Annotated in this window: 10 protein-coding genes and 2 pseudogenes; 5 read left to right on the top strand and 7 right to left on the bottom strand. The window is 62.0% G+C overall.

Annotated elements, in window-relative coordinates; all coding sequences use genetic code 11:
- Positions 1-153 precede the first annotated feature (153 nt).
- The 6 genes from aspT to WS62_RS35895 form a co-directional block, all read right to left on the bottom strand.
- The gene (aspT, locus tag WS62_RS04470) at positions 154-1836 is read right to left on the bottom strand and encodes an aspartate-alanine antiporter (protein WP_066568276.1); all 1683 of its coding nucleotides are present in this window, start codon (positions 1834-1836) and stop codon (positions 154-156) included.
- Positions 1837-2042: 206 nt separating this feature from the next.
- On the bottom strand, positions 2043-2258 hold the full coding sequence (locus WS62_RS37860) for a malic enzyme-like NAD(P)-binding protein (RefSeq protein WP_231748191.1): 216 nt from the start codon (positions 2256-2258) through the stop codon (positions 2043-2045).
- A complete protein-coding gene (locus WS62_RS37855) occupies positions 2194-2685 on the bottom strand; it encodes a hypothetical protein (RefSeq protein WP_066568275.1) in 492 nt (163 codons plus the stop codon). The genes WS62_RS37860 and WS62_RS37855 overlap by 65 nt, the downstream gene beginning before the upstream one ends.
- Positions 2686-3414: 729 nt before the next feature.
- On the bottom strand, positions 3415-4740 hold the full coding sequence (locus tag WS62_RS04460; RefSeq protein ID WP_066568274.1) for a sigma-54-dependent transcriptional regulator: 1326 nt from the start codon (positions 4738-4740) through the stop codon (positions 3415-3417).
- A complete protein-coding gene (locus tag WS62_RS38620; RefSeq protein ID WP_197422761.1) occupies positions 4737-5372 on the bottom strand; it encodes a sensor histidine kinase in 636 nt (211 codons plus the stop codon). Before WS62_RS38620 ends, WS62_RS04460 begins: the two co-directional genes overlap by 4 nt.
- 17 nt (positions 5373-5389) lie before the next feature.
- Positions 5390-5992, bottom strand: coding sequence for a hypothetical protein (locus WS62_RS35895; protein WP_156440859.1), 603 nt, complete (start codon positions 5990-5992; stop codon positions 5390-5392).
- A 697-nt stretch (positions 5993-6689) separates the two neighbouring features.
- Between WS62_RS35895 and WS62_RS04450 the strand changes: the two genes are divergently transcribed.
- The 3 genes from WS62_RS04450 to WS62_RS04440 are packed head-to-tail and all read left to right on the top strand — an operon-like array spanning position 6690 to position 10177.
- Positions 6690-7313, top strand: coding sequence for a 4Fe-4S dicluster domain-containing protein (locus tag WS62_RS04450; protein ID WP_066568270.1), 624 nt, complete (start codon positions 6690-6692; stop codon positions 7311-7313).
- Between the two features lie 3 nt (positions 7314-7316).
- The gene (locus WS62_RS04445; protein ID WP_066568267.1) at positions 7317-8948 is read left to right on the top strand and encodes an FAD-binding protein; all 1632 of its coding nucleotides are present in this window, start codon (positions 7317-7319) and stop codon (positions 8946-8948) included.
- Positions 8945-10177: a complex I 51 kDa subunit family protein gene (locus tag WS62_RS04440; RefSeq protein WP_066568265.1), complete on the top strand. Its 1233-nt coding sequence runs from the start codon at positions 8945-8947 to the stop codon at positions 10175-10177. Before WS62_RS04445 ends, WS62_RS04440 begins: the two co-directional genes overlap by 4 nt.
- A 128-nt stretch (positions 10178-10305) precedes the next feature.
- On the opposite strand, the pseudogene WS62_RS35890 reads toward WS62_RS04440, so the two are convergent.
- Positions 10306-10458: pseudogene (locus tag WS62_RS35890) on the bottom strand (IS110 family transposase); the annotation flags it as partial.
- Positions 10459-10509: 51 nt separating this feature from the next.
- Between WS62_RS35890 and WS62_RS04435 the strand changes: the two are divergent.
- Positions 10510-11381 (top strand): annotated as a pseudogene (locus WS62_RS04435) (IS5 family transposase); the annotation flags it as partial.
- Positions 11382-11617: 236 nt separating this feature from the next.
- Positions 11618-13513: a Kelch repeat-containing protein gene (locus WS62_RS04430; RefSeq protein WP_231748190.1), complete on the top strand. Its 1896-nt coding sequence runs from the start codon at positions 11618-11620 to the stop codon at positions 13511-13513.
- Positions 13514-13693: the final 180 nt, after the last annotated feature.

The raw sequence follows: 13693 nt of genomic DNA, 5'->3' as shown, positions 1-13693 counted from the left end.
GACGGATGCTCGCTACGCTGCTCTCGTACCAGACGGACTGCGCGCTCCCGGACTTCCGGGGAAAACTTGCTTGGCTTCTTGCTCATGGCTCCATTCTCTCAAGAGTTCGAGCCTCCACCAAATCCGGGGCGGTTCACAGCACTCCCATAGCATCTAGAATACGTTGACGACGACGATCGTTAACAGCGCCATCACGAGACGCGACACCGCATAGCCCGTCGCATAGCCGATCACGGGCACGTTCGATTTTGCCGCTTCTTGCAACGAGCTGAGTGAAGCCGTCGTCGAACGCGCGCCGGCGCAAACGCCGAGCATGATTCCAGGATGAAACTTGAACACATAGTGGCCGAGGACAAGTCCGACGACGAGCGGTACGATTGTTACCAGCGTTCCGGCGAGAAACAGCGTGAGTCCGTAGTTTTGGATGCCGCTCACGAAGTCGAGCGCTGCATTCAGACCAATGCACGCAATGAAACCGTTAAGGCCGACATTATTGAAAACCCAGATCGCCGGACCTGGAATGTGGCCGAACGTGCGCATCGTCGAGCGCAAATAGCCGCAGATGATCCCTGCGACGATCGCGCCGACCGCCGTGCCAAGGCTGAGTGGCACGCCGCCGAGATGGATCGTGAACGCACCGACCACACTTCCCGCGACGATCCCGAATGCCATGAACGCCATGTCGGAGCCTTCGATCGGTCGGTCCGCATAACCAAGCACCTTCGCAATCTTCGCGACGTCCTGCTTCGCACCGAGGATCTTCAGCACGTCGCCACGCTGAATTTTCATTTCGCGCCGCATCGGCATCGATACATCCGAACGCGTGACCTTTGTCAGAAATACGCCGCGCCCCGGTTCGTCGAACAACTCATCGATGATCTTGCCCAGTGCCCTTCCCGCGTACTCCTTGCTTGTGACGACGAGATCGAGCAGTTCGGTCGGGAAGTCGAGGAGTGGAACGTCCTTCATCTCTGGACCGAATTGATCCTCATATGCAAGCAGTGACGCGAGGCCACCCGACACCGCGACGATTGAGCCGTCCGTTAGCACAGTGTCGCCAGTGCAGTCGACGATCTCGGCACCTTCCCCGGCGCGTACACGCCGGATGAAGAGTTCGCGATTAAAGAATGTCTCGACTTCTAGCACGGTCTTGCCGACCAACGCTGGGTTCGACAGGCGGAACGCGCGCGCCGAGTACTCGCGATATGCGGTTGTGCCGACCGCGGTGCCGACGCCATGCTCGCGTTCATGTTGTTCGCACTCTCTCACAAGGTCGAAGCCGAGCACCTTCGGCGCGATGTTTGCAAGCAGGTACGCGGAACCAATCGTGCCGAACGGATAGGTGACCGCGTAGGCGATCGGCAGCAGCGCGAGCGCGTTTTGCAGCTGTGCCTGCGGCAGTTCTGACTGCTGAATCAAGTCGGTTGCGACACCGAGGACAGTCGAATTCGTATAGCCGCCCGACAGCAACCCGGACGTAAGCGCGGCGTTATAGCCGAGCAGTTTTCCGAGAGCGATAGCGGTAGCGGTGCCGGCGATGCAAACGATTATTGAGAAAATCACTTGTGGCAATCCGTCGCTGCTCAATGCTCGAATGAATTGTGGCCCAACCGTATAACCGACCGAAAACAGAAACATTGCGAAGAAGGTAGATTGCAGCGCCGTCGGAAGCTTGATGCCGATTTGGCCGATCAGAAGTCCAGCGAGCAACGTCGACGTGATGACGCCGAGGTTGAACTTGCCGATCCTCATATTACCGATCCAAAAACCCATGCCGATCGTCAGAAAGAGCGCGATCTCCGGATATTTTTGGAATGTGTAGACGAAATATTCCATGACGGACAAGCCTGCTGATAGGATATAAAAAGTGCCGCTCGGTGAGGCACCAGACCATTAAGCAGCGTTCAGTAGGATGGCCGATAGAGCAGATCTTCGATCCACTCGCGAATCTCACGCGGTCGCGATACGCATGCGAGACCAGCGTCGAACAAGTGCTCTGCGATCCGGCTCGCGGTCGTGTTTTCTGTTTCCAAAATGTGATCCTAGCTCGCGAACAGCATTCCCTTGGCCTGCAGCGTCGGTCCCACTTGGTCGGCCGTCGCCTGCGCGGCGACGACGATAAAGCACTCAGCGGTGAGCCGCGTCGGACGGCATACGTAGGTCGCGAGACTAATCGCCGGGTAGATATAGAAGTTATTGGCCTGGCCTGGCCGGTAACTCGGGAAACTGAACGCCGGCCGCGAAGAGCGCGCGTCCATCGGACCATGTATACGCCTGTTCAGCCGTGCTGCCCTTCATGTCGCGTGCGCGGCGATACAAATTGCCGAAAGCGAGACACACGTCGGCGACGGTCGGATCGTAGAGGATAGGAATGAACCGCCTCGGGGCCGACATGATCGTCTTGTAGAAGACCGTTTCGTTGCGCGCTTCGAGATCGATCAGGTAGACGTAGCGCGCGAGGTCGTCGTCGAGTACGTCGAGATGGGACAGCACACGTTCGACTCGTCGCTCGAGCGGCTCGACCGCGCGCGGCAACAACCCTTCGAGACCGAGCCGACGGCGTTCCTCGCGCGTGAACGCAGAGCCCTTGTTGTGCGCGGAGTCGTGCAGCAACGCAACGCCCGTGAGCGGGGCAGTCGTGCGAGCGACGAGCTTCTTCGTTTTGACCGAGCCGCTGATAGCCATTTGCAAGTCCCCTTCCTATTAATTAGGTATCCTATCAATATGATCCAGCGCGATTTTCATCAGCAAGGATTATGCCAGGCGACTTACGAAATAGATGTCCTTATTTTTTATGGGTTTACAAACGCTGTCTCGTCAAGCGCCGCGCCTCTCGTTCGTTTTTAGGAATCACGATCTCGATACCTGTTCGGTTCGCCGAACGCGATCGGTCGACTCTTTTTCATACGAAAGCCCTCCTTCATACAAACTGCTTGCATGAGATTTCGACGACTGCGACACGAGTGCGCGATGCTGCTGGAACAACGACGTGTCCGACACGCTTACGCACTATCTCGTGGATAGGCATAATGTGGTCGCCACACCTCTCGATTACGTCCTTGGTTATTTATTACACGTTCGAATAATTTTGCCAGGCGATTGACTCGCTAGACCGATGGGTACTGCTGCCCACCAGGAAAAGCGAACGCTCGCGAGCCGGCCAACGGATCGGAGAGCGCGGAGCGATCACCTCCGGCGAGGCTACGCCCCCCGATGATTATCGGCGTCGTGTTCAGTTCGCAGCGAGCGTTGGCTCGTCGAGACATCCCTTGTCCGCGCGATGAGCGGCCGCTGGACGTTGCCAATCAAGAAGCGGATCATCAGCCTATGCCACTACATCTGTTCCTGTACGTTCGTAACGGTCGATAGGTGCTCCGCCTCTCGTCCGTTGGTCGAGCGACATCCGGCGACATATTAAGCTTCTTCGCTGCGGATGTCGTATTTGCGAATCTTGCCGAACAACGTCGTTTTCGGAATCTGTAGTGCCTCGGCTGCCCGAGACAGGTTTCCGTCGTTGCGACGCAGCTCTTCGACAATGAGTGCGCGCTCGAACGCATCGACCGCCGCCGGAAGCGACACTGGCGCTTCCGTATCCGCGCCGGGCGCGCCCCTGAGACCAAGCACGTAACGTTCGGCGTGGTTGCGCACCTCGCGCACGTTGCCTGGCCACTTGCGCATGAGTAGCTCACGCAACGTCGCTTCCTTAATAGGCGGCGGCGGGCGATCGAGCCGGAGCGCTGCCTGCTGAACGAACGTGTCGAACAAGAGCGGAATGTCCTCAAGTCGTGCGCGCAGTGGTGGCAAGTGCAGTGTCGCGACGTTCAAACGGAAATGGAGGTCGGCGCGAAACCTCCCTTCTTCGGAAAGCGCAAGCAAGTCAGCCTTGGTCGCCGTGATCACACGAAAATCGACGGGAATGAGTCGGTTCGATCCGAGCCGCTCGATCGCTCGCTCTTGCAGCACTCTCAGCAGCTTCACCTGCATCGCGATCGGCATGCTTTCGATCTCGTCGAGAAAGAGCGTGCCTCCCTGCGCATATTCGATCTTGCCGATACGTTGCCGCGTCGCACCGGAAAAAGAACCCGCCTCATGACCGAATATCTCGCTGTCGAACAACGTTTCAAGCAAACCGCCGCAATTGAGTGCGACGAACGGTCCCTTTCGCCCGGATAAGTCGTGCAGACAGCGCGCGATAAGTTCCTTGCCAGTGCCCGTCTCGCCGAAAATCATTACGTCTGTCGGCAGTGGAGCGAGTTCCCGCACGAGCTCACGCAGCGCTACCATTGGGGGGGAACGACCGATCAGCTTGTTCTCGAGCTCGCCGGTCCATGGGATCTGCCGACGCAGGCGCCTAATTTCGAGCGCGAACTCCCTCTTCTCGAGCGCGCGTTTGACGACGGACACGAGTTCGTGCAATTGAAACGGTTTCTGAATGAAGTCGTATGCGCCGTCACGCATCGCTTGAACAGCCGTCTGCACATCACCGTGGCCCGTAATCAGGATCACCGGCAAATCGGCATCCCGCTCGACCAGTTTGCGCAGAAATGTCATCCCATCAACACCTGGCAGGCGGATGTCGGAGACAACGACGAGGCGGCGGTCGCGCGGCAACATGCTCAGCACCTTCTCTGCGCTGTCGAAGCCAGCCGCTCGCACTCCTTCGAGTGCGAGCGCCTGCAGACACCCAAGCCGAACATAGTCGTCGTCCTCGACGACGAGCACGTCGAGGTCGTCGGTCATCGCCCCGCTCCTTCCAACGACGCGGCGCGCAGCTTCGATCGGAACTGCGAACCGTCCTTCGACCAGTTCGCACCCATCTGGCCGTCGCCGAAGCTTGCCGCGACTGCAGCGGTGATTGCAAGTCCGAGCCCACCCGCCTTCTTCGTCGTGAAGAACGGCTCAAACAGCCTCGTGCGCACCACGCTGGGAAAGCCGATTCCGTTGTCGAGTACATCGATCACCGCACGCCTGCCATCCTGGTACGCATGGATCTCGATGGCCGGCGCTTGCGTGCCGTCCATCGCATCAATTGCGTCCTGCAGCAGGTTGACGAGCACCAGTTCAAGTCGCACGGTCCCGCAGAACGCACGCAATGGCTCGGACGGCGCGACGGTCTTCACGTCGACACGGCCGTTGTTCAGTCGATGTCCGAGCAGCGCAACGGCGCTATCGATCGACGGCACGATCGGAGCTTCCGAGCCGCGCGCTAATGAGTGCAATCGCCTCCTTAACGCTCCTATCCGCCCGACGAGCTCGCCGATCCGGGCCAGATTGAACTTCGCCGTCGCGGCGTCGCTGCACCGCGGTAAGCGCACGGCGCTCTCGGACAGAGTCGCCATTGCCGTCAGCGGCTGATTGATCTCGCGTGTCATCTGTAGCTCCTGCATCGTCAATCGTCGCTCGTAGACAATGTGCTCACGGAGCGCAACGAGCGCGACCACGAGCACGAGGAGGCGCATCGACAGACTGGGCAGCTGGGCGGCCAGATATTCACGCATTTAGCCCGGCGGGTCGGCGCGGATAAAATGCGGTCACCGAGTGGCGGCGTCACGTTATCCGACGCGAGCGTCACGAGCTGAGCACGGCCGTATCGCTGCGCTTCGTCCAGTTGGCATAGCTGCTTGTCCGTCAGCCGGCCCGTCGCGTGATACTTCCGGTTGGCACGCGACGACAGCACGATGATGCAGCTCCAGTCGAGCATGACGACTCGCCGCTCGACACCGCGCAGCCGATAGCGTTTTGGCCTGTCGAGCGGAATCATCGTCACGACGATGCCTCGCCGGCGGCGGCCGCCGTCGACTCTGCTCGCGGGATAAGAACCGGTCGGACTGCCGGATTGATCGCGTAACAGCTCACGACAGGTCTCGCCGGTGTGCGCTGAACGTATGGTCCGAAACAACAAATCGCGGCCGATAAAGCAGCCGGGCGCCCCCCAACTGGACGACGCGGCATGGTTAGACGCGTCATCCATATAGGTTTGCAGCGCACCCATGTTTTCATTGTGCGCGCGAAGCATCTGTGTCAGTGCGAATGGCAACGTTTCGAACTTCTCGATTTCGCATTCGAGCCGCTACGCGTGCAGCGACAGCGCGCGGCCCGCTGCCGCCTTGAGGTGCGCGATACCGTGCGCGGAAAAATAGCGATACGCGACTATGAAGCGAGCGGATGCACGACCGGCCCGAAAATTCCGACGGATCAGCCAGCTCCGTCACGAGCAGCTCGCATGGGCCTGCGCACCGCCGCCGATAGCGGCAACTGCCGAGCACTTCGCCGCTCGCTTTGCCGCCGTTCCGCTCGATCAACGCCGTCGTCACCATAGCACCATTCCCTTTCCTTTTCCTTTCGCAATCTAGTTTCCAGAACCAAACCGCAACATTATTAAGCAGTTTGCGTGCCATCAATATGCCATTGATATTTCACTGAATTCTGGGGGGATTTCGCTCTGTCCGCAGGGGTCAATGCTGTTTTCCGAACTAAATGATAGAGATTTATTCGGAAAACCGAATCGCAAACGGTACTCCGCCTCTTCCTGCAGACGACGATCTCATGGATTCGCGGTGTACCCACGCCCTACTTCACGCAAGCCGCGTGCCGTTGCTGCCGTCCCGCGTCGCGGCGGGCGCGTTCCTTGCATTGCCCTCTGGCCAGAACCATCGAGCGCAATCAAGCTTTTCTCCACGAGGAGCGAGATGACCAACGAACATCGAATCACCGTCGTCATCGACGGCCACACGATCGAGGTCGAAGCGACGCTCTCCATTGTCGAGGCGGCGGCCCACTATGGTGCGCTGACAGCGAATGTTGGGTGCATGGGGCAAGGCGTCTGCGGCGCATGCCGCTGCCTTGTGCGGCGAGCCGGCGAATGCGACGTGACCGCGCAACTCGCTTGTGAGACCCGCGTCGAACAGGGAATGCATGTGAGTTTCATTGATTACTTCACGCCGGACACACCGCACCGCTACGATATCCGCCAATTTTCCGACAGCTGGCGGGCGCACCGCGAGCTGATGCGTGTGTTTCCGCAGGCGCTCGCGTGCCGCCACTGCGGTGGTTGCGACCGCGCATGCCCGAAAGGCATCGATGTGCAGCGTGGCGTCGCACTCGCAGTCGCAGGCGACTTGCCGGGGACGGCCGCCGCGTTTGACACGTGCGTGATGTGCAACCTCTGCACGCTCGCCTGTCCCGAACGGATCTGGCCGAATCATCTCGGTCTCGCTACGCGGCGCGTACATACGGCGCTGTCGCTGCGGCCGATCGATCTCATCGCGCGGCTCGCCGAACTCGACGCGACCGGCCGCGCCCACGTGGAGTAGGCAATGGAATGTCGTTCAATCAGTTACCACGACGCGCGCGCACACTTGCGGCCGGGCCGCGACTTGCCTCTGCGCCCGTCCGATGAATCGGCTCAGGCGCTCCTTGCCGCGTACCATCCCGACTACCGGAACGGCGCAGGTACGATACTCAGTATCGGTCCGAACGCGGGCTGCGCGTGTCATCCGGCACTCGCGCGGCTTCTCGAGTCCGATGCGTTGATCGACGAAGTCGATCTGACAGGCGTCGCGCCGCTTCACACCGACGTACTCGTGATCGGCGGAGGCGGCGCAGCAGCGTCGGCCGCGCTTGAAGCGGCCGACGCGGGCGCGGACGTCGTCGTCGCAACGAAGCTGCGCATCGGCGACAGCAATACCGTAATGGCGGAAGGTGGCATCCAGGCGGCAGTCGGCCACGACGACAGCATCGAGCTCCACTACTACGACACGCTGCGCGGCGGCCACGGCGCGGGCAATCCCGAACTCGTCTCGCTACTCGTCGCAGACGGCCCGGCCGCGATCCGCTGGTTGATCGGCTTGGGCGTTGCCTTCGACCTCGACGAGGATGGCGTGCGGTTGCTGCGCAAGCGCGCGGGCGGTGCAAGCGCCGCTCGCGTGCTGTCGCACCGGGACTTCACCGGCCTCGAGATCATGCGCGTGCTGCGCGCAGCGGTCGAGCTCGACCGCAGGATTACGGTGCTGAACCGCGCGCCCGCCATTGAGCTGCTGACCGACGAAAGTGGCGCATGCGCGGGGGCCGTCCTCTGTGACCTCGAGCACGGCCTGCTGCTCCCCGTGCTCGCTAACGCGGTCGTGCTCGCGACGGGGGGAGCGGGACGTCTGCATCTCGAAGGCTTTGCCACGTCGAATCATTACGGCGCGACGGCAGACGGACTCGTGATCGCGTATCGCGCAGGCGCGCGCGTCACTGACGTCGACAGCTTCCAGTACCATCCGACCGGTGTCGCGTGGCCACCGCATCTCGCGGGTACGCTCGTGTCGGAGGCGATTCGCTCGGTCGGCGCGCACCTAGTCAACGGCCTGGGCGAGCGCTTCGTCGACGAACTCGCGCCGCGCGACGTCGTCGCGGCAGCAATCCTACGCGAATGTGCGCAAGGGCGCGGTATCAGCCGAGATACTGCGCTCGGCGTGTTTGTCGACACACCGGACCTGCTCGCGCGCCACCCGGATCTGCTCGCAACGCAGCTCGTCACGATTGCCCATCTCGCTGCGAAGTGCGGACTCGATCCGGCGCGAGAACCACTCCTCGTTTATCCGACGCTGCACTATCAGAACGGCGGCGTCATGATATCCAACGACACGGAGACCGACGTCGCCGGGCTCTACGCGGCAGGCGAAGTCGTGGGCGGCGTGCACGGACGCAACCGGCTGATGGGCAACGCGCTACTTGAGATCATCGTGTTCGGCAGGCGTGCCGGTGTCCATTCCGCCGCGTATGCGGCGCGACGCGGGCCGCCTAGTCGAGCAGGCCTTACGCACGTCGCGGCGTTCCGGCGCGCACTCGCAAAGGCCGGCAAGATGCAGCACGCAGCGCGCGCGCCGCTTCTTTATCCCGAATACGGCAACTTCGACCTGCGCCGCCATCTCGCGGGCGGCGCCACACAGGATTCGCGATGAAACGCCTGAACGAGCGATTGCTTCATCCAAGCCTCAACGTCGGACCAGATTACGATCGATGGCGAGCGGCGGGCGGCGGCGGCGGTCTCGACGCTGCACTCGCGCGACCTGCCGAGATCATCGACGCGATCGAAGCGGCGGGCCTCGTCGGCATGGGCGGCGCGGGTTTTCCGACGCACATCAAGTGGCGCACGGCGGCGGCGCAGCTGGGCTTGACCAAGTATGTTGTTGTCAACGGCAACGAAGACGAGCCTGGCACGTTCAAAGACCGGCATTTGCTGTCGCGCACGCCGCATCAAGTCATCGAAGGCGCGCTGATCGCGGCGCTCGCGATCGGCGCAACCCACGTCGTAATCTATGTCAATCGCCGACTCGACGCGGCGCTCGCGGCTGTGCGCGAGGCGCTCGCGCAATGGCGAACTAGCGCGCCGCTCGATCGTGTCGCCGCAACGCTCGGACACCCGATTTCGCTCACGCTGACAGAAAGCTCTGGTCACTACATCGGTGGCGAGGAAACGGCCATCATTTCGTGGCTCGAGGATCGCTTTCCGTTTCCGCGCAGCAAGCCGCCCTTCCCTGTCCAGGCCGGCATCAGCGGCGCGCCGACGGTCATCAACAACACGGAGACGATTGCGAATGTTCCACACATCCTTCGCGACGGTCCCGACGCGCATCGCGTTCTCGGCATCGGCGACGCATGCGGCACGAAGCTCTACTCGCTGTCGGGCGACGTGCTGAACCCGGGCCTCTACGAGTTGCCGATGGGCACGCGGCTGCGGGATCTCGTGTTCGACTGCGGTGGCGGCATGCTTGGCGGCAAAGCGTTCAAGGCCGTATTCACCGGCGGGCCATCGAACACACTGTTGACGGCGTCCGACCTCGATGTCGCGCTCGACTTCGCATCGGTGCGCGCGCGTGGCTCACACCTCGGAACGGGCGCGATGATCGTGCTCGGCGAGGGAACGAGCATCATTCACGAGGTCGAGCGCTATGTCGAGTTTTTCGCGGCCGAGTCGTGCGGGCAATGCCCGCCGTGCAAATGCGGGACGTTTCAGATGGCGCGGCTGCTGCAGCGGATCGATACTGGAACTGCAAGCCGGCGCGACGTCGAGGCGCTCTCGAGCCTCTGCGAGCTGCTGCCCGGTTCTGGCCGCTGTTCACTCATCGACGGTGCCGTGACGGTGGTTAAAAGCTCGCTGCGTATGTTTCCGCACGAGTATGGGCTTTGATAGTGAGCGAGCGGGTATGAGCCTGACCCAGTATTAGTCCGGTTCAGAATCAGAAATTTCCGGCTCCTTTGAATCCGTCGTTGCGGGCGTTAGACGGCGAATTCGGTGGGGGCCCCCTATGTTGTTCATCAAGCGTTATGGGCTGACTTGGATTGGTAAATGGTGCCATCACGCCGCATGGCAAACAGGATATCGCAGCGTCGCCGTGCCAGCGCGATGAGTGCCTGGTTGTGGCGCTTGCCCTGCTGGATCTTGCGAGCGTAATAGGCCCGCGAGACTGGTCGAGGCCCCGAGGCGTTGATATGAGAACCTCATCCGGACTCCTTGAAATCATGCGCGGCGCTAACACGTTCACTGACAACGAATTCAAGGCTCGCAAGCTGGACGATTTCCTTCCGGTTCCGGCGTCGCATCCGTTGCGGGCGATCCACACGATGGCCAACGAAGCACTGGCGAAGATGAATCGATTGTTCACCGGAATATACGAGGCCGAGATCAAAGGCGGACGAACGAGCATCGCGCCAGAGAGGCTGCTGCGAGCAATGCTGATCCAGGCGCTCTACAGCATCCGCTCGGAGCGCCAGCTCATGAAGCAGGTGCAGTACAACTTGCTGTTCCGCTGGTTCGTCGGCCTCGCCATCGAAGACACCGTATGGGACCACTCCGTGTTCTCCAAGAACCGCGACCGGCTGCTGGAGCACGACGTGATCGAGACGTTCTTTACAAAGGTCATGAGCTTGGCCGACAAGCAAGGGCTGCTGTCCAGGGAGCATTTCTCGGTCGATGGCACGCTGAACCAGGCATGGGCCAGTCACAAGAGCTTCCGTCCCAAAGATGGCTCGGACGATCCGCCGACAGGGCGGCGGACGCAATGCGGACACGGACTGGAAAGGCAAGCGGCGCAGCAACGACACGCGTGAATCGAGCACTGATCCGGATGCCCGCCTGTTCCGCAAGGGCCGGCAAAGCGGAGCCATCCTTTGCTATCAGGGGCACATCTTGATGGAGAACTGTTCGGGCTTGGTAGTCGGCGCCGTAGTGAGCCACGCCGACGGTTTCGCCGAACGCGCAAGCGCGTTGCGTCTGCTCGACTGCGTGCCGCACCGTCATGCCACGACGCTCGGCGCCGACAAGGGTTACAACATGCGCGACTTTGCGCGGGAACTGCCGATCCCGCAAAGCGACGCCGCACGTCGCGCGCAATTAGGACTGCCACACGATGCGGAGATTCGTTGCGTCATGACGAATCGGCTGTAGGTTTGCATGCAGTTTCGCGGGGCTTGAGCCATATGCGGGGGAAACTCCCACGTACGATTCTTTGGGAAGGATGCGTTGGCGACAACGTGTCCTTGCGACTGTGCTTTTAAATTCAGTTAGACACCGTGAGTGAGGCACACCATGTTCACAGAGTCCCGTCGAGCGTATCTGCTTGGCCTAATCATGCTGTTGGCCACCTTGGTGGCCGGGTGCGGCGGCAGCGACATCACAGACGCCCTAGCCCCTGCCGGACTGACGTATGACAGTCTGTCAACGGTATACGTGCAGGGCACGGCGATCATCCCCAATTCCCCGAACAGCAGCGGAGGCGCCATCACGCAGTACAGCGTGGAGCCGGCCCTGCCGGCGGGCCTGAACCTGGATCCGCAGTCCGGTGTGATCAGTGGCACGCCCTCCGCCGTGAGCAACGCCACACTGTATACGGTCACCGGCAGCAACGCGACCGGCAGCGCCACAGCCCGGATACAGATCGAGGTCCAAGCCAGTGCTGCGGCGCCGGACAGGCTGAGCTATGTGGACGAGTCCGTCATCTATGTGACCGGCTCGGCGATCACGCCGAACCGGCCGACCAGCATCGGCGGCGAAATCACGCAATACAGCGTGGCACCAGCGCTACCGGCGGGGCTGAGCCTGGATCCGCAGACCGGCGTGATCACCGGCACCCCCACGGCCGTGACCGCGCCAGCCGTCTATACGGTGACGGGCAGCAACAGCGTGGGCAGCGTCACGGCACAGCTGAACATCGAGGTGCGGGCTCAGGTGGCGCCACCGGCGAGCCTGCAGTACGCGGATCCGGCCCCGGTGTACGTGACTGGCCAGCCGATCGTCCCCGATGCACCGCAATCCACCGGCGGTGAAATTACCCAGTACTCCATATCGCCCACGCTGCCAGCGGGTTTGAGCATGGATGCTCAGACCGGCGTAATCAGTGGCACACCGGGCAACCCGCAGGCGCAAACGACCTACACCGTCACCGGCAGCAACAGTGTGGGCAGCGTCCAGGCCCAGGTGCTGATCACCGTCGTGTCCGAGTCAGTCGGGGAATGGCTGCCTGCGGATGACATGGCCGCTCCGCGCGAAAGCCATACGGCCACCCTACTGCAGAACAACAAGGTGCTGGTCGTGGGGGGGCAGAACGCCAACGGCGTCATCGCCGATGCCACACTATACGATCCGGCCAGCGGCACATGGTCGCCCACTGGTCTCATGGCCGCTCCGCGCGAGGGCCATACGGCCACCCTGCTGCAGAACGGCAATGTGCTGGTCACGGGGGGGCAGGACACCAGCGGCGGCGCTGTCGCCACAGCCGAACTGTACGATCCGACCAGCGGCACATGGTCGTCCACTGGTCGCATGGCCGCTCCGCGCGAGGGCCATACGGCCACCCTACTGCAGAACGGCAATGTGCTGGTCACGGGGGGGCAGGACACCAGCGGCGGCGCTGTCGCCACAGCCGAACTGTACGATCCGACTAGCGGCACATGGTCGTCCACTGGTAGCATGGCCACCCCGCGCGAGCGCCACACGGCCACCCTGCTGCAGGACAGCAAGGTGGTGCTAGTCACGGGGGGGCAGGACGCCAGCGGCAGCCCTGTCGCCACGGCCGAACTGTACGATCCGACCAGCGGCACATGGTCGCCCACTGGTAGCATGGCCACTCCGCGCGAGGGCCACACGGCCACCCCACTGCAGAACGGCAAGGTGCTGGTCGCGGGGGGCGACCTCGAGGGCGTCTTTATTATCGACACAGCCGAACTGTACGATCCGGCCAGCGGCAAATGGTCGGCTACCGGTAGTCTCCTCGCGCGCCAGGCCCACACGGCAACCCGCCTGCTGGACGGCAAGGTGCTGGTCGCGGGAGGACAGCCGAACACCAACGGCGCCATAGCCGCCGCCACACTGTACGATCCGACCAGCGGCACATGGTCGCCCACTGGTCGCATGGCCGCTCCGCGCGAGGGCCATACGGCCACCCTGCTGCAGAACGGCAATGTGCTGGTCACGGGGGGGCAGGACACCAGCGGCGGCGCTGTCGCCACAGCCGAACTGTTCCATTAAAAGATGGAACATGGATCCATGAATGGACGGGACCTGCTCCCCTCCCGGCTGGAGGGTGCCCCTATGTTGTTCGTCAAGCGTTAGGGGCTGACTTGGGTTGGTAAATGGTGCCGTCGCGCAGCATGGCGAACAGGACATCGCAGCGTCGCCGAGCCAGTGCGATGAGCGCTTGGTTGTGGC

The sequence above is a fragment of the Burkholderia sp. ABCPW 14 genome (assembly GCF_001523835.1).
GTDB lineage: Bacteria > Pseudomonadota > Gammaproteobacteria > Burkholderiales > Burkholderiaceae > Burkholderia > Burkholderia mayonis.
This window is presented reverse-complemented; position numbering and strand designations above follow the sequence as displayed.

Excerpts from the sequence above, each read along its gene's own strand:
- aspT (WP_066568276.1), bottom strand. The coding sequence starts at position 1,836 with ATGGAATATTTCGTCTACACATTCCAAAAATATCCGGAGATCGCGCTC.
- WS62_RS37860 (WP_231748191.1), bottom strand. The coding sequence starts at position 2,258 with ATGGACGCGCGCTCTTCGCGGCCGGCGTTCAGTTTCCCGAGTTACCGG.
- WS62_RS37855 (WP_066568275.1), bottom strand. The coding sequence starts at position 2,685 with ATGGCTATCAGCGGCTCGGTCAAAACGAAGAAGCTCGTCGCTCGCACG.
- WS62_RS04460 (WP_066568274.1), bottom strand. The coding sequence starts at position 4,740 with ATGACCGACGACCTCGACGTGCTCGTCGTCGAGGACGACGACTATGTT.
- WS62_RS38620 (WP_197422761.1), bottom strand. The coding sequence starts at position 5,372 with ATGACACGCGAGATCAATCAGCCGCTGACGGCAATGGCGACTCTGTCC.
- WS62_RS35895 (WP_156440859.1), bottom strand. The coding sequence starts at position 5,992 with ATGGGTGCGCTGCAAACCTATATGGATGACGCGTCTAACCATGCCGCG.
- WS62_RS04450 (WP_066568270.1), top strand. The coding sequence starts at position 6,690 with ATGACCAACGAACATCGAATCACCGTCGTCATCGACGGCCACACGATC.
- WS62_RS04445 (WP_066568267.1), top strand. The coding sequence starts at position 7,317 with ATGGAATGTCGTTCAATCAGTTACCACGACGCGCGCGCACACTTGCGG.
- WS62_RS04440 (WP_066568265.1), top strand. The coding sequence starts at position 8,945 with ATGAAACGCCTGAACGAGCGATTGCTTCATCCAAGCCTCAACGTCGGA.
- WS62_RS04430 (WP_231748190.1), top strand. The coding sequence starts at position 11,618 with ATGCTGTTGGCCACCTTGGTGGCCGGGTGCGGCGGCAGCGACATCACA.